Consider the following 16032-nt stretch of genomic DNA (forward strand, 5'->3'; position numbering starts at 1 on the left):
TGCAAAATTATCTATATTTAGATTAAAAAATAAAAAAATCATATATAGTATAAAAAAGGAGGTTTTTAATGTATGAAAATAAAGAGCAAAGTTTAAAAAATAATTTTTTTACATTATTGTTATTATCTTTTTGTGGATCTATTATTTATGGTTTGCCTTATTTTAGAAAATATTATTATGATGATTATATGAGTCTTTATCATTTAAATAATTTTGAAATGGGGCTTTTGGGTAGTGCTTATGGATTGCTTGGTTTGTTTTCTTATGCCTTAGGAGGGTATTTAGCAGATCGTTTTGCGCCAAAAAAATTATTGATTTTTTCTTTAATTGCTACAGGGCTTGGTGGTTTGTTGCATTTATATTTTACTTCTTTAAATGCACTTTTGATTATTTATGGAATTTGGGGGATTACTTCATTATTAACTTTTTGGCCTTCTTTGATGAAAATAGTAAGAAGCTTGGCAAATTCTAAAGAACAAGCAAAAGCTTATGGAATTTTTGAAGGTGGTAGAGGTGTTGTTGGTGCTGCGCATTTGGCTATAGCTACAAGTATTTTTGGATATTTTCAAACAAAAGCTTTAGCCGCGCAAGGTATAGAAATGGTTATTATTTTTTATTCTATAGCTCCTATTGCAAGTGCTGTTTTATTATTTTTTCTCTTAAAAGATGAGGTTAATGAACAAAGTGAGAAGATTAAAATCAAAGATTTAGTTTTTCTTTTGAAAAATTCTGCTCTTTGGCTTGTGGTTGCTATTACTTTTTGTACCTATTTTTTTAATATGAGCTTTTATTATTTTACTCCTTATGCAAGTAATGTGATAGGAGCTTCTGCTGTTTTTGCAGCTATTTTAACAGTATTAGCTCAATACATTCGTCCTGTTTCTTCTGTGGTAGGTGGGTTTATAGCAGATGGATATGGAAAGGCTAAAATAATGATGATAGGCTTTATTTTAATGGGAATTGGTGTTATTTTTTTAATGCTTAGTTCAAAATTAAATGGATTTTTGCAAATGAGCGTTTTAACTTCTGCTTGTGTGGTAATTTATGTAGCTATGTATTCTAATTTTGGAATTTATTATTCTTTACTTAGTGAGGGAAAAATTCCTATTCATTTAGCAGGTATGGCCATAGGTATTGTATCTACTTTTGGATATTTACCTGAGGTTTTTGCACCTTTGCTTGCTGGAGATTTATTAGATAGATATCCAGGTGTAAAAGGTTTTCATATATATTTTACTATTATGATAGCTATGGCTATTTTGGGTGTAATGTTTTGTTTGATTTGGATTAAAAAATACAATAAAAAGGAGATGAAATGAAAGAAATTATTCTTGATTTTAAAAACAAGGTTAAAGTGATAGAAAATGAATGGATAGTTTTAAAAGATGGCACCAAGCTTTCATCACGAATTTGGCTTCCTCAGGTTAAAGAAAAAGTTCCTGCTATATTAGAATACATTCCTTATAGAAAAAATGATGGAACAAGAGGTAGAGATGAGCCTATGCATGGATATTTTAGTGGTAATGGTTATGCGGTTGTTAGAGTTGATATTAGAGGAAGTGGGGAATCTGATGGTTTATTAGAAGATGAATATTTAAAGCAAGAACAAGATGATGCCTTAGAAGTCATTGAATGGATAGCAAAGCAAGAATGGTGTGATGGAAATATTGGTATGATGGGTAAATCTTGGGGTGGATTTAATTCTTTACAAGTTGCAGCAAGAAGACCCAAAAATTTAAAAGCTATTATAGTGGTAGGTTTTACTGATGATAGGTTTAATGAAGATATTCATTATAAAGGTGGATGTTTACTTAATGATAATTTTTGGTGGGGTAATATTATGCTTGCATATCAATCGCGCTTTGTTGATCCAAAAATTGATTCAAATGGTAGAAATAAATGGCTCAATAGGCTTGAGAATATGCCTTTATGGCCCGCATTGTGGCTTGAGCATACTTTAAAAGATGATTATTGGAAGCATGGATCTGTTGGAGAAAATTATGATGATATACAAGTTCCTGTTTTTGCATTAGATGGGTGGGCTGATTCTTATACTAATCCTGTTTTTACTCTAATGAATGCTTTGAAAGTTCCAAAAAAAGCTATCGTTGGTCCTTGGGCTCATGTTTATCCTCATGATGGATCTCCTTTGCCTGCAATGGGTTTTTTACAAGAAGCACTTAAATGGTGGGATAAATGGCTTAAAAATGAAGAAAACGATGTGCTTGAAGCTCCTATGATACAAGCATATATTGAAAATAGTTCTAAGCCAAATTCAAAAACAGAGAAAGTAGAAGGTCGTTTTGTTGCTTTAAATGATTTTAAAAATAATATTAGCTATAAAAAATACTATTTAAATCCGTATAAACTAACATGCAAAAAATCAAGTGAATTTATCAAAATTAACACCCCATTAAATCATGGGCTTTTATCCGGAGAGTGGATGGGGGCTGGTGTTTTAGGAGAAAGTCCTAGTGATCAAAGGTTGGATGATGGGATGGCAGTTGTTTTTGAAAGTGATTTTTTAGAACAAGATTTAGATATTTTGGGTTTTCCGGTTTTAAATGTAAAAATTGCAAGTGATCAAGGAAAAGCTATGCTCTTTGCTCAGCTTAGTGAAGTTAGAGCTGATGGTTTTGTAAAAAGAGTAAGTTATGGAGTGATCAATCTTGCATTAAGTGATGATAAAGAGCAATTTATACCTTTAAAAAAAGATGAATTTATCCAAAAGCAAATCAAACTTGATGCTTGTGGATATAGATTTGGCAAGGGTTCTAAGATAAGATTATCATTAGCAAATTCTTTTTGGCCTATGTTTTGGCCTATGCCAAAAATTTCAACCTTGACTTTGGATTTAAATGAGTGTGAATTTAATTTGCCATGTTTTAATGGACAAAATAGTAATAAAATCAATATGCAAGCACAAAGTGCTCCTTTAACTCCAATAACACTTTTAGAAGAAGGTAGGGTAGATAGAAGCATTTCTTATGATATTTTAAATGATACTTGGACTTGTATTACAGATGGTGTTGGCGGAGTTTTTGGAGAAGGTGTTTATAGATTTGATGAGGTTGATGTTTTAGTAAAGCATAATTTAAAAAGAGAATTAAAACTTCAAAATGAAAACCCATTAAGCGCGCAATATACCATTACTCAAACAATGCAAATAGGACGTGAGGGTTGTATGATGGAGACTGATATAATCTTAACACAAACTAGTGATTTGGAGTATTTTTATATTAAGGGAAAAATAGCAGTCAAAGAAAACGATAAACTTGTTTTTGATAAAAAATATGATTATAAAACTAAAAGAAATAGTTTGTAAAATTTCCCAAAGTAAAATTACTTTGGGAATTAATTTTCTTGCAAGATTTTAGCTAAATCTTTAGCGCCTTTTAAATCCACTTTGCCAGAACCTAAAAGTGGAATTTGTTCTACTTTAAAATATTTACTTGGTTTAAAAATAGCAGGCATAGTAGAGTTTTTAATCGCTTCGCAAATTCCATCAAAATCTTGCTCTTGGCATTCTACTAATAAGCATACCATTTCACCTTTTTTATCATCATCTAGTGCAACTGCGCAAAATTTTACTATATCTGTATTGATAAATTTAGCAATTTCCTCTTCTAAAGCCCCTAAAGATATCATCTCGCCACCAATTTTTGCAAAACGAGAATAACGATCTACTATATATAAAAAGCCATCCTCATCTACATGACCTTTATCGCCGGTATTATACCAGCGTATGCCATCGATTTCTTTGATAACTTCACCGGTTTTTTCTTTATTGTTTAAATAACCTACCATAACCTGATGGCCACCAATGAGTATTAATCCATCTTCTCCATGATTTAAACTTTCATAAGTAGATGGATCTACTATGCGTATAGCGCTTCCTGGTAAAGGCATACCTACACTACCTTCTTTATTTGCACGGTGTAAAATCCAATAGTCAGGATCAAATTTATTTGGTAAATTTACACTTGCAACCGGAGTGGTTTCAGTAGCTCCATAACCTTCAAAAATAGGTTTTTTAAATTTCATTTCAAAGGCAGTTCTTACTTCGCTTTTGAGTTTTTCAGCACCTGAGACGATAATCCTTAAGCTTTCAAACATAATCGCATCAAGTTTTTTATTTCTTGCATAAATACCTAGAAAAGTTGAAGTAGCACACATAATACTAACATTATTTTTTACTATAGTTTTTGCTACACCTAGCGCATCTGTTGGATCAGCATGTGTTATGCTTTTAATCCCTTCTAATAAAGGCATAAAAGTAGTTACAGTTAATCCAAAAGCATGAAAAGGTGGTAAAGAAGATAAGACAATATCTTCATTTTTTGCACATAATACATCTGAAATTTGAGCTATATTGCTTAAAATATTACGATTATTTAGCATTACTCCTTTAGGCGCTCCCTCGCTACCACTACTAAATAATATAGCAGCTATGGCAAGATTTTGTTTATTAGGTGCAAATAATGCTTTTATTAAACAAGTAGGTAAGATACTTACTAAAGCAAGCATAGAAAAGATTTTGAGTTTTTGTCTTTTAAAGCTTGCGATAACATCTTCCATAAAAATAATTCTAACATGCTCTTTAAATTCTAGTTTTATACCTTTATTTTCTAATTTTTCCATAAATTTTCTAGAAGTATAAATTTGTTGAATTTGAGAACTTTGAATGGCTTGATTAATCGCTTTTACACCTGCTGTGAAGTTTAAATTTACTACGATTTTATTTGCAAGCAATACAGCTAGATTGCAAAGAGAACTAGCCATAGAAGCAGGGAGTAAAATTCCCACACATTCTTCTTTTGGAGCATAGCTTCCTTGGGTAGGTTGTATATTTAGCTCATGCGATCTATCTTTTATGAAAGAGCTAAAAACCAAACTTAAAGCAAGCATTTTTCTATAGGTAATACCACCTATTAAAGGATCAACAATAGCTATTTGACTTAAATTTCTTTTAGCGCTATCTATCCAAGCTCTAGCTATAGTATGCATACTTTCACATTGAGATTTCCAAGCAATAAATGAAAGTTCAAAAACCTTTGCTTTAACCACTTCTTTTTTAGTGTGTATTGGCAAGCTTTTTCCAAAAGCAATAGCGATTTTTCTTTTGCTTATTTTGCGGTTTCTTGCTGAAAATTCTTCATCACTTCTTGAAAAAGCACTTCCCCAAAGTCCTCTAATATAAAAAGGTAAAATCACTCCATCTTGCTCTTCTAATTTTGAGCAAACTAACTCAAATCCACCTTTAAATTCATTAAGCTGTCCATGGCGTGAAAGCACTCCTTCTGGGAAAAGGCAAACTAAATTTCCATTTTTAATATGCATAGCAATAAGCTCTAAGCTTGATTTGCTAGAAGCGCTTGAAACAGGAATAACTCCAAATTTATCAAGAAAAATTCTAATATACCACTTAGAATAAATGCTTTTTTCCATAACAAAATAAATTTTTCTTGGTATAGCCATTTGCACAATAGCCCAATCTATAAAAGATATATGATTACCAAGTAATAATCCTCCACTTTTTTCAGGAATATTCTCAAAACCTTCTACTAATAAACGATAGCGTTGAAAAAACGCTATACTCATTAATAAACGCACTAAAGAAAAAGGTAATTTACTTAGCACATAAATGCTTCCAAAAAATGCCACAGCGATGATAAAATAAAACAAATTTATCACTTCAATTTTAGCATAAGCAGCAAAAGTAGCTAGTGCTAAAAAGCCTAACATAAAAATATTTTGTATGAAATTATTTCCTGCTAAGACTTTTCCTAATTCATTTTCTTTTGCATGAAATTGTATTAGAGAGTTTAAAGGTATGATAAAAAATGCTCCGCTTAAACCAAAAATAAAAAACACTACACTATAACTTAGTAAGTTTTCTAAAAATGGCATTAAAATGCTCATTAGAAAAATCCCTAAGGCACCTAGTGGTATAAGACCTAATTCGATGTAATTTTTAGAAAACTTACCACTAATAAGCGATCCTATAATCACTCCTATACCAGAAAAAGCTAAAGAGCATTGTACATAAAAGGTATTTTCCATGAAAAGATCATTTTTTGCATATACAGGAAAACTCACTAAATAAAGTTGTGATATGGCCCAAAAAAGTGAAATTCCTATAATGCAAAGCCAAATAATTTTATGAGAAAATATTGTTTTTAAATTAGAGGCTAAAAGCTTTCCTTGTAAATATTGTTTTTTATCAAAACTTAAATTTTTATCTTCTTCTTTTAAGCTAGGAAGTTTATAAGCTAAAAAAAGTTCTAATAAAGCAAAAGCTATTAATACAAAACCCAAAGGTGCAATTTGTGTTAAAATATCCGAAGGAGTGTTAAAATTTGACTCAAAAAGCATTTCAAAGCTTAGAGAAAATACTGCCATACTGGCTAAAATAGCCACAATACTTACTGCATTGACAGCTCCATTTCCCATAGCTAAAAGCTCTTTTCCTACTAATTCTTTTATAAAGCCATATTTTGCAGGAGAGTATAAGGCAGATTGCACTCCCATGATAAAAGTCATTGTAAATGCAAGCCAAAATGCTCCAAGATAATAACACAAACAAATAATACAAGTTAATATTACTGAAAATAATGCAGATATTTTCATGATTTTATTTTTAGGAAATTTATCCGCTAAAAATCCAGATGGTGAAAGCATAAGGATAAAAGGTAAAAGCATTAAAGCATTAACAATAGCAGTTAGAAAAAGTTGGGTGTTATCTTCATAAAATTTATAAATGGTATTTTGTATGATGATTTTGTGTCCTAAATCCACAAAAGCATTAATAAAAGCTACTGCTAAAAATGGCAATACGCCAAAAATCTTTAAAAAATTTCCTTGCATTTAAAACTCCATTTTATTTTAAAAATATTATTTTATTATATAAAATTTAAATGGAGTTTTGATATTTGATTAATCTTTAAATTCTACCACTTCATTAAATGCAAAACGAGCTTTTTCTACGCTAGTATTTTCTTGGGTATGTCCTAGAGTAATGAGCATAGATACTCTCTGTTTAGTGGTGTCTAAATTTAAATATTGATTGATTTTATCTTTATCAAAGCCACCGATGATACATGAGCCCAAATTTAAACTATAAGCAGCATTGATAATATTTGCAATAGCAAGATAACTTTGTTCTTTAGCATAAATAAAGCTTTGTTCTAAATCCATTGCATCTAGAAATGGCTTATAAGTTTGCAAGCGTTTGTTTAATTCTTCTTGGCTTAAACCTCTCTTTTTTAGTTTTTCTTCAAAATAATCTTTAAAATCAGCCCTTGAAATTACAACTATAATAGCAGCGCAATTTGCTACATGGCTTTGATTATTAGCTATTTTAGCAATTTCTTTTTTATGTTCATCTTTTTGAAAAACTAAGAATTTCCAAGGTTCAAGTCCTAAGGAGCTAGGAGATAATCTAGCGCATTCTAAGATATATTCTAAATTCTCTTTAGAAATTTTTTCTTGGGTGTAAGCTCTAATAGAAGAGCGATTTTGCATTAAAATTAAATAATCTTGCATTATTTTTCCTTTTTTTGATTTATCTTATATCTTATAAGCTTTAAAATTGTTAAAATTATATTTTATTGTTACAATTTTATTTTTACTTCATACAAATGTTTTATTATATGGTTTTAAAGGATTAAGATGAAAAAAATAATTTATTTAAGTATATTTTTGATTATACTCATTATAGGGGTATATTTTTTCTTTTTTGCAAATAAGGAAGAATATAATTATCTAACCTATGAAGTTAAAAAACAAGACATCACTCAAAGTATAGAAGCAATAGGCGAAGTTTATGCAAAAACCCAAGTTGATGTTGGTGCACAAGTTAGTGGGCAAATTACTAAACTTTATGTAAAATTAGGTGATCATGTTAATGAGGGTGATTTAATCGCACAAATTGATAAAGATAAGCAACAAAATGATTTAGATATTACCAAAGCTCAGCTTGAAAGCGCAAAGGCAAATTTAGAAAGTAAAAAAATCGCTCTTAATATAGCTACTAAACAATACCAAAGAGAACAAAAGCTTTATACTAAAAAGGCTACTTCCTTAGAAAATCTTGAAAATCTTAAAAATACTTTTTATGCTCTAAGGGCAAATGTGGCTGATTTAAAAGCTCAAACTACTCAACTTGAAATTTCTTTAAAAAATGCTCAAAAAGATTTAGCTTATACTACTATAACTGCACCTAGCAAGGGTGAGATTATTAATGTAGCAGTTGAAGAAGGACAAACTGTAAATGCAAACCAAAATACACCAAGTATAGTGCGTTTGGCTGATTTAAGTGAAATGGAAATTCGTATGCAAATAGCTGAAGCTGATATTAATAAAATTAGTGTAGGAAAAAAGGTTAAATTTAGCATTTTAAATGAACCTGATAAAAAATATGAAGCAATTATTTCAAGTATAGATCCAGCAAATACTACTATAAGTGATGCAACAAGTAATACAAATTTAAACTCAAACTCAAGTACTAGCACTAGTGCTGTGTATTATTATGCAAGGGTTTTTGTAAAAAACGATAATAATTTTTTACGCATAGGTATGAGCACAGAAAATGAAATTGCCATTAAAACAGAAAATAATACTTTGGTTATACCAACTTTGGCTATAAAAAGCGATACAAGTGGTTATTATGTAGAAATTTTAAAAGCCAATAATATAAGTGTAAGAACACCTGTTAAATTAGGTATCAAAGATAGTTTAAATACTCAAATTTTAGATGGTATTAATGAAGGTGATTTAGTTATCATAGGTAAAAATAAAAAATGATACGCTTAGAAAATATACAAAAAAAGATTAATAATACAACTATTTTAGAAAATATTAATCTTTATATTCAAAAAGGGGAATTTGTAGCCATTATAGGACAATCAGGTAGTGGAAAAACCTCTCTTTTAAATATTATAGGAACACTTGATGAACCAAGTAGTGGAAAATATTTTTTAGATGCATATGAAGTTACAAATTTAAGCAAGGATGAAAAAGCAAGGATTAGACGTGAAAAAATAGGTTTTATTTTCCAAAGATATAATTTGCTTAGTCTTTTAAATGCTAAAGATAATGTAGCCTTACCTGCTGTTTATGCAGGAAAAAACAAACAAGAAAGATCGCAAAAGGCTAAAGAATTACTTTCTTTTTTAGAGCTTGATCATAAAGAATTATCAAAGCCAAATGAACTAAGTGGTGGGCAACAGCAAAGAGTTTCCATAGCAAGAGCTTTGATGAATGGTGGTGAGCTTATTTTAGCAGATGAGCCAACAGGTGCGCTTGATTCTAAAAGTGGTAAGATAGTTTTAGAAATTTTAAATAAACTAAATGAGCAAGGACACACTGTAGTTTTAGTCACTCATGATAAAGAAATAGCTGCTAGAGCAAAAAGAGTTATAGAAATTAAAGATGGTAAGATTATAAGTGATAATGGTGCAAAAAAAGCAGACGAAATAAAAGCTAAGTTAATGCCAAAAGAGAAAAAAAGCTTTAATTTGCTTAAAAATCAGCTTTTTGAAAGTTTAAAAATGTCCATAACTTCCATTGTAGCACACAAGCTACGCTCTTTGCTTACTATGCTTGGTATTATCATAGGCATAGCTTCAGTAGTTTGCGTGGTTGCTTTAGGACTTGGAGCCCAACAAAATATACTTGCTTCTATTAGCTCTATTGGGACTAATACTATAGAAGTTGTTTCAGGGCGTGGTTTGGGAGATATTCGATCAGGTAAAACAAGGCTAAATTTAAGTGATTTAAAAACCTTAAGTTCTTTGCCTTATTTAGAAGCAGTAGAAGCAGATGTGGGCAAAATAGGGGTAGTAACTTATAAGAATAATTCTTTGCAAGCTAGAATTTATGGAGTAGGGCCAAATCATCTAAGGCTTAGAGGTTTTGTGATGGTAGATGGTAGATTTATTAATAATGAGGATATAAAAGATAATACTAATATTTGCATTATAGATGAAAATGCTTTGAGAATTTTATTTGATAATATCAGTGCTAAAGATGTTTTAGGTAAAAGCGTGATTTTTAACAAACAGCCTTTAACTATAGTTGGTGTTTTAAAAAAAGAAAGAGACAATAAAGGCTTTAGAGCTGATGAAAATACCATTAAAATTTATACTCCTTATTCTACTTTGATGAATAAAATCACAGGGGATAAACAAATAAGAGCTATAGTAACTAAGGTAAAAGATGAGGTAAATCCTGCTTTAGCTGAAGAGACTATGGTAAAAATTTTAGAGATTAAACGCGGAAAAAAAGATTTTTTCACTATAAATTCTGACGCGATTAAAAATGCTATTGAAGAAAATACTGCTACTTTGACTTTACTTATTTCTTCTATTGCGGTAGTATCTTTAATAGTAGGTGGTATTGGTGTGATGAATATCATGCTTGTTTCAGTAAGTGAGCGTACAAGGGAAATTGGAGTTAGAATGGCTATTGGAGCTAGAAAAGAAGATATTTTAATGCAGTTTTTAATCGAGGCTGTGTTGATTTGTTCCTTAGGGGCCATTTTTGGAGTAATGCTTTCTTTTATTATCATTGAAGTATTTAATTCTTTAAATTTTGGTTTTACGATGATACTTTCATTAAATTCAGTATTTTTAGGGCTTTTAAGTTCGGTTTTAATCGGAGTGGTTTTTGGATTTTTTCCGGCAAAAAATGCAGCAAATTTAAATCCTATTAGTGCTTTATCAAAGGAATGAGATGAGAATATTTTTATTATTTTTTATAGCCTTTTTTTTAAATGCTTGCGTAGGAGTAAAATTAGAGCAAGTATCTCAAGAGCAAATAAAAAAAGAATATTTTGAAGATTTTAATGCAAGCAAGGCTTGGTGGAAAAAATATAATAATCAAGATTTAAATAATATCTTAAAAGCTATTATTGATAATAACAAAGATTTAAATGTGGCAAGAGTTAATTTTTTAAGCACTTTAGCTAGATATAAGCTTTTAAATTTAGATCTTTATCCTACTTTGAGTGGAAATTTAGGTGCAAATATAAGAAAAAATTTAAACAATGGCACAGAAATGCATAGCTTTTCAAATGGTATTATGTTAAATTATGAGCTTGATATATATGGAAAAATTTCAGATCAAGTTGCTAGTTCTGAATTTTTAGCAAAAGCAAGCGAATATGAGTTACGCTCTTTAGAGCTTGATACTATTAATTTAGCAATTAATAGTATTTTTGAATTGATTTATTTTAACGATGTAGATCGCTTGCTAAACAATCATTTAAAAAATCTTGAGCAAATGCTAGAAATTTATACTACTAAATTTGATTATGGTAAGGTTGAGTATATTGATCTTTTAAATATCAAAAAGTCTTTATTAAATACTAAACAAAATATCATCACAAATTTGCAAAATAAAGACTTAACACTTAAAAATATAAAAGATTTACTAGGTAAAGATGATGAGCGTTTGATTAATAAAATGTTAAATTATACACTTGAAGATTTTTCATTGCAAAAAATTAATTTTGATATAGAGTTAAAAATGCTTGCTTATAGACCACAAGTTCAAGCAAAACTAAATCAACTTATGGCTTCTTATAAAGATTATACAAGTGTGCAAAAAAGCATTTTACCTAGTATAAAAATATTAGGAAATTTAGATGGGAGTGATAAAAATTTTGATGAAAGTTTTAAATTTTTAATCTTAGGTGGAAATGTTGTTATTGACTTACCATTTTTGGACTTTTATAGAGTAAGACAAAATGTAAAAATTTCTGAATTTGCATACCAAGCACGCTTATATGAGTATAAAGATGTATTACAAAGAGCTATTCATGAGTTTAAACTTTGTTATGAAAACGATAAATACTACAATGATTTGTTAAATTTAGTAAAAGATATCAATGCCAATCAAGCAAAAATTACACAATTATATTTTGAAAAATATGAATTAGGGCGTAATGAGCTAAAAGATTATCTTGATGCAGATGCTTTGCTTATTAATTCACTTCAAGAGCTTAGTAGAGCGAAACTGTCTTTGCTTAAAAATATTAATTTGTATCATAATATAGTATTGATTTCAGAGTAAAATAGACTTAAAAATGTTTCATTTTGTAATATCTTAGTAAAGAGTAGTGTTTATTTGCGTTGTTTTTAAAGTCATTTAGATTACAATTGATAAGTAAATCAAACAAAGGAGAGGTATGAAATTTGATTTTTATGCAACGCTAGTTACTATGGTTATAGTATTGCTTTTGGGCGTTTTTGTCATTAAAAGGGTAAAATTTCTTCGTGATTATAATATCCCTGAGCCAGTTGTTGGTGGTGGAATAGCTGCGATTATTCTTTTAATCTTACATAGTTCTTTTTCACTAGACATTAAATTTGATGAATCTATGAAAGATCCGTTAATGCTTGCATTCTTTTCAAGTATTGGTTTGTTAGCTGATTTTGCTTCATTAAAAAAAGGTGGTAGAAAATTAGCAGTTTTTTTAGTTGTAGTTGTAGCTTTACTATTTGCGCAAAATATAGTTGGTATAGGTGTAGCAACTGCCATGGGACAAAATCCACTTATGGGGCTTATAGCAGGTTCTGTTACAATGAGTGGTGGTCATGGTACAGGTGCAGCTTGGGCGGCTGAATTTATTAAAGAACCTTATTTGTATTCTAGTGCAACTACTGTTGCTATTGCTTGTGCGACTTTTGGACTTATTTCAGGTGGTATCATAGGTGGGCCTGTTGCGAGATATTTGGTTAATAAACACAAATTAGTAGTTCCAAAACAAAATGATGATAAAGATGCGATTTTAAATTTCCAATCTCCAGAAAAAGAAAGATTGATCACTCCATCTTCTTTTATAGAGTCTTTAGCATTGATTGCTTTATGTTTATTAATAGGTAATGCTTTATCTACTTATATCAAAGCAAATACAGGTTTTACTTTACCAACTTTTGTGTATTGTCTTTTTGTGGGTGTTGTTTTAAGAAATGTTTTATCAGCTACAAAAATTCACCATGTATTTGATAGAGAGGTATCAGTTTTAGGTAATGTAAGCTTGTCATTATTCTTAGCTTTAGCGTTAATGACTATTAATCTTTGGGATCTAGTAACCCTTGCACTACCGATGCTAGTAATTTTAGTAGTACAAGTTGCTATGATGGCTGCTTTTGCTATATTTGTAACCTTTAGAATATGTGGAAAAGACTATGATGCAGCAGTTTTAGCAGCAGGACATTGTGGTTTTGGTTTAGGTGCTACTCCAACAGCTATGGTAAATATGCAAACTGTAACAAATCACTATGGTATGAGCCATATGGCATTTATTATTGTGCCTTTAGTAGGTGCATTTTTCATAGATATAGTAAATGCTTTAGTGATTAATGCTTTCTTATATCTACCATTCTTTCATTAAAATCATCTAGCACTAATTTAGTGCTAGATTAACTTTTTATCTTTGCTCTTACATAAATGATTTAAAAAACACTCTTTACATAAGGGATTTTTGGCTTTACATGTATAACGTCCAAAAAGCACCATAGCTTGATGAAGATAGTTTAGATTATCTTTAAAAATTTTAGTTAAATCTTTTTCAGTTTCTTCAGGGGTTTTGGCTTTGCTAAGATTAAGTCTGTGTGAAACTCTAAATACATGAGTATCTACAGCCATGCAATTAGCCCCGCACCATTCTATCATTACTACATGTGCAGTTTTTTGTCCTACTCCTGCTAGAGTTTTTAAATCTTGCTCATTCATAGGAATTTCACCATTAAATTGCTCGCAAACTGCTTGAGCCATTTTGATTAAATTTTGTGCTTTATTATTATAAAATGAGCAAGAATTAATCAAAAGCTTCAAAGATGATAAGTTTGCCTTAGCTAAATCTTGTACGCTAGGATAAGCTTCAAATAAAGCCGGTGTGATGAGATTAACCCTTTTATCAGTACATTGAGCTGAAAGCATAACACAAACTATAAGTTCATAAGCATTACTAAAAACTAATTCTGTTTTTGCTTGGTCAAAATGCTCTAAAAATAATTTTTTAATTTCTAAATTTCTTTTCATAAACTTATTGTATGTTAATCGGCTTTAAATAAAGTTTAGATATAATAAAATCAACAAAACTATTTCAAAAGGAAAAACAATGAAAAAAATTTCTTTAGTTGCTGCGGCTTTGTTAACAGGCTTAAGTTTAAATGCTGCGGTGGTTGCAACCCTTGATGGAAACAATATCAGCGATACAGAAGTGAATGAATTTTTTGCTCCTATGCTAAGAGGTGCTAAAATCACTGATTTGCCAGCTGAACAAAAAAAAGCAATTATTGATCAATATATCGTTCAACAACTTGTATTAAAAGACGCTAAAGCTCAAAAAATAGAAAATGATCCTTCATATAAAGAAGAATTAGAGCGTGCTAAAGAAGCTATTTTAGTAAATATCTACCAAAAGAAAATTTTTGATTCAATTAAAAATAATGATGTTAAAGCTAAAAAATTCTATGAAGCAAATAAAGATAAATTCACTAAACCAGCTCAAGTGAAAGCTAAGCATATTTTGGTAACTAGTGAAAAAGAAGCTAAAGATATTATTGCCGAGCTTAGTAAGCTAAGTGGAAAAGCTTTAAATGATAAATTTGCTCAACTTGCAAAAGAAAAATCAATCGACAAAGGTTCTTCAGCTCAAGGTGGTGATCTTGGTTGGTTTGCTGAATCAACTATGGTAAAACCATTTGCTGATGCAGCTTTTTCTATGAAAAAAGGTACTATTTCTAAAACACCTGTAAAGAGTGATTTTGGATATCATGTTATCTTAAAAGAAGATGCTAGAGCAAAAAGTACTATGAGCTATAATGAAGTAAAAGCAGGTATTGAAAGCAATATCAAAATGGAAGAATTTAAAGAACTTATGAATAAAAAAGCTCAAGAACTTCTTCAAAAAGCAAAAGTGGAATACAAATAATGGGCGTATTAGATCTTGTTAAACCAGGTGTTTTAAGTGGTGATGATCTAAATATCGTATATAATCATGCAAAAAAAGAAGGATTTGCTATCCCTGCGGTAAATGTTGTGGGGACAAATTCTATCAATGCGGTTTTAGAAAGTGCTAAAAAAGTTAATTCGCCTGTGATTATTCAGTTTTCAAATGGAGGAGCTAAATTTGTAGCAGGGAAAGCTTGCCCAAAAGCTGATGTACTTGGTGCTATAAGTGGTGCCAGACATGTACATTTAATGGCAAAAGCTTATGGAGTTCCGGTGATTTTACACACAGATCATGCTGCTAGAAAATTACTTCCTTGGATCGATGCTTTGATTGAAGCAAATATTGAGTTTAAAAAAGAAACAGGCAAGCCTTTGTTTAGTTCCCATATGATTGATTTAAGTGAAGAGGATTTAGAAAGCAATCTAAACACTTGTGAAAATTATTTAAAACAAATGTCTGAACTTGGAATTTCTTTAGAGCTTGAGCTAGGATGTACGGGTGGTGAAGAAGATGGAGTGGATAATACTAATATCGATAATGCAAAATTATACACCCAGCCTGAAGATGTAGCACTAGCTTATGAGAGACTTTCTAAAATTAGTGATAGATTTTCAATTGCAGCTAGCTTTGGTAATGTACATGGAGTATATAAACCAGGAAATGTGATTTTAAGACCTGAAATTCTTAAAAATTCTCAAAATTATGTAAAAGAAAAATTCAATCTTGGTGAAGAAAAACCAATCAATTTTGTTTTCCATGGTGGCAGTGGTAGTGATATAGAAGATATCAAAGCTGCACTTAGCTATGGTGTGATTAAGATGAATATTGATACAGATACTCAATGGGCTTTTTGGGATGGTGTTAGAGAGTATGAACTTAAAAATAAAGCTTATTTGCAAGGACAAATTGGCAATCCAGATGGAGATGATAAGCCAAATAAAAAATACTATGATCCAAGAGTATGGCTTAGAGCGGGCGAAGAGAGCATGATCAAACGCTTAGAGTGTGCTTTTAGTGATTTAAATTGTATCGATAGAAACTAAGAGTTTTATAACTCTTAGTTGATT

At 30.3% G+C, this 16032-nt stretch carries 11 protein-coding genes; 8 read left to right on the forward strand and 3 right to left on the reverse strand.

Annotated elements, in window-relative coordinates; all coding sequences use genetic code 11:
- Positions 1 to 68: 68 nt before the first annotated feature.
- Both CAMP5118_RS00645 and CAMP5118_RS00650 read left to right on the forward strand, forming a co-directional pair.
- Positions 69 to 1319, forward strand: coding sequence for an MFS transporter (locus CAMP5118_RS00645; protein ID WP_263663202.1), 1251 nt, complete (start codon positions 69 to 71; stop codon positions 1317 to 1319).
- A complete protein-coding gene (locus CAMP5118_RS00650) occupies positions 1316 to 3325 on the forward strand; it encodes a CocE/NonD family hydrolase (protein WP_337216349.1) in 2010 nt (669 codons plus the stop codon). The genes CAMP5118_RS00645 and CAMP5118_RS00650 overlap by 4 nt, the downstream gene beginning before the upstream one ends.
- Positions 3326 to 3354: 29 nt before the next feature.
- On the opposite strand, the gene CAMP5118_RS00655 is transcribed toward CAMP5118_RS00650, so the two are convergent.
- Positions 3355 to 6867 carry an acyl-[ACP]--phospholipid O-acyltransferase gene (locus CAMP5118_RS00655; RefSeq protein WP_337216350.1) on the reverse strand — a complete coding sequence of 1171 codons (3513 nt, stop codon included), beginning with the start codon at positions 6865 to 6867 and terminating at the stop codon, positions 3355 to 3357.
- A 69-nt stretch (positions 6868 to 6936) separates the two neighbouring features.
- On the reverse strand, positions 6937 to 7545 hold the full coding sequence (locus tag CAMP5118_RS00660; RefSeq protein ID WP_337216351.1) for an NAD(P)H-dependent oxidoreductase: 609 nt from the start codon (positions 7543 to 7545) through the stop codon (positions 6937 to 6939).
- Between the two features lie 126 nt (positions 7546 to 7671).
- On the opposite strand from CAMP5118_RS00660, the gene CAMP5118_RS00665 reads away from it, so the two are divergent.
- From CAMP5118_RS00665 to gltS, 4 genes are all read left to right on the forward strand, one after another.
- Entirely contained in the window at positions 7672 to 8805 is a 1134-nt protein-coding gene (locus CAMP5118_RS00665) for an efflux RND transporter periplasmic adaptor subunit (RefSeq protein ID WP_337216352.1), read from the forward strand.
- Complete coding sequence (locus tag CAMP5118_RS00670) at positions 8802 to 10733, forward strand: ABC transporter permease (protein ID WP_337216353.1); 1932 nt, start codon at positions 8802 to 8804, stop codon at positions 10731 to 10733. Before CAMP5118_RS00665 ends, CAMP5118_RS00670 begins: the two co-directional genes overlap by 4 nt.
- A 1-nt stretch (position 10734) precedes the next feature.
- Positions 10735 to 12075 carry a TolC family protein gene (locus CAMP5118_RS00675; RefSeq protein WP_337216354.1) on the forward strand — a complete coding sequence of 447 codons (1341 nt, stop codon included), beginning with the start codon at positions 10735 to 10737 and terminating at the stop codon, positions 12073 to 12075.
- 115 nt (positions 12076 to 12190) lie between these two features.
- Positions 12191 to 13399 (forward strand): sodium/glutamate symporter, encoded by a 1209-nt coding sequence (gltS, locus tag CAMP5118_RS00680; RefSeq protein WP_263663209.1) that lies wholly within the window; start codon positions 12191 to 12193, stop codon positions 13397 to 13399.
- Between the two features lie 23 nt (positions 13400 to 13422).
- Here gltS and nth read toward each other — a convergent pair whose 3' ends face one another.
- Positions 13423 to 14049 carry an endonuclease III gene (gene nth, locus CAMP5118_RS00685; protein WP_337216355.1) on the reverse strand — a complete coding sequence of 209 codons (627 nt, stop codon included), beginning with the start codon at positions 14047 to 14049 and terminating at the stop codon, positions 13423 to 13425.
- A gap of 79 nt (positions 14050 to 14128) precedes the next feature.
- Between nth and CAMP5118_RS00690 the strand changes: the two genes are divergently transcribed.
- Both CAMP5118_RS00690 and fbaA read left to right on the forward strand, forming a co-directional pair.
- Positions 14129 to 14944: a peptidylprolyl isomerase gene (locus tag CAMP5118_RS00690; protein ID WP_337216356.1), complete on the forward strand. Its 816-nt coding sequence runs from the start codon at positions 14129 to 14131 to the stop codon at positions 14942 to 14944.
- Positions 14944 to 16008, forward strand: a complete 1065-nt coding sequence (gene fbaA, locus CAMP5118_RS00695; RefSeq protein WP_257404066.1) for a class II fructose-bisphosphate aldolase — start codon at positions 14944 to 14946, stop codon at positions 16006 to 16008. Before CAMP5118_RS00690 ends, fbaA begins: the two co-directional genes overlap by 1 nt.
- The last annotated feature ends 24 nt before the right edge of the window (positions 16009 to 16032 follow it).

Source organism: Campylobacter sp. LMG 7929 (assembly GCF_024723595.1).
Lineage (GTDB): Bacteria > Campylobacterota > Campylobacteria > Campylobacterales > Campylobacteraceae > Campylobacter_D.

Coding starts and splice junctions, on each gene's coding strand:
- CAMP5118_RS00645 (WP_263663202.1), top strand. CDS start 69: ATGTATGAAAATAAAGAGCAAAGTTTAAAAAATAATTTTTTTACATTA.
- CAMP5118_RS00650 (WP_337216349.1), top strand. CDS start 1,316: ATGAAAGAAATTATTCTTGATTTTAAAAACAAGGTTAAAGTGATAGAA.
- CAMP5118_RS00655 (WP_337216350.1), bottom strand. CDS start 6,867: ATGCAAGGAAATTTTTTAAAGATTTTTGGCGTATTGCCATTTTTAGCA.
- CAMP5118_RS00660 (WP_337216351.1), bottom strand. CDS start 7,545: ATGCAAGATTATTTAATTTTAATGCAAAATCGCTCTTCTATTAGAGCT.
- CAMP5118_RS00665 (WP_337216352.1), top strand. CDS start 7,672: ATGAAAAAAATAATTTATTTAAGTATATTTTTGATTATACTCATTATA.
- CAMP5118_RS00670 (WP_337216353.1), top strand. CDS start 8,802: ATGATACGCTTAGAAAATATACAAAAAAAGATTAATAATACAACTATT.
- CAMP5118_RS00675 (WP_337216354.1), top strand. CDS start 10,735: ATGAGAATATTTTTATTATTTTTTATAGCCTTTTTTTTAAATGCTTGC.
- gltS (WP_263663209.1), top strand. CDS start 12,191: ATGAAATTTGATTTTTATGCAACGCTAGTTACTATGGTTATAGTATTG.
- nth (WP_337216355.1), bottom strand. CDS start 14,049: ATGAAAAGAAATTTAGAAATTAAAAAATTATTTTTAGAGCATTTTGAC.
- CAMP5118_RS00690 (WP_337216356.1), top strand. CDS start 14,129: ATGAAAAAAATTTCTTTAGTTGCTGCGGCTTTGTTAACAGGCTTAAGT.
- fbaA (WP_257404066.1), top strand. CDS start 14,944: ATGGGCGTATTAGATCTTGTTAAACCAGGTGTTTTAAGTGGTGATGAT.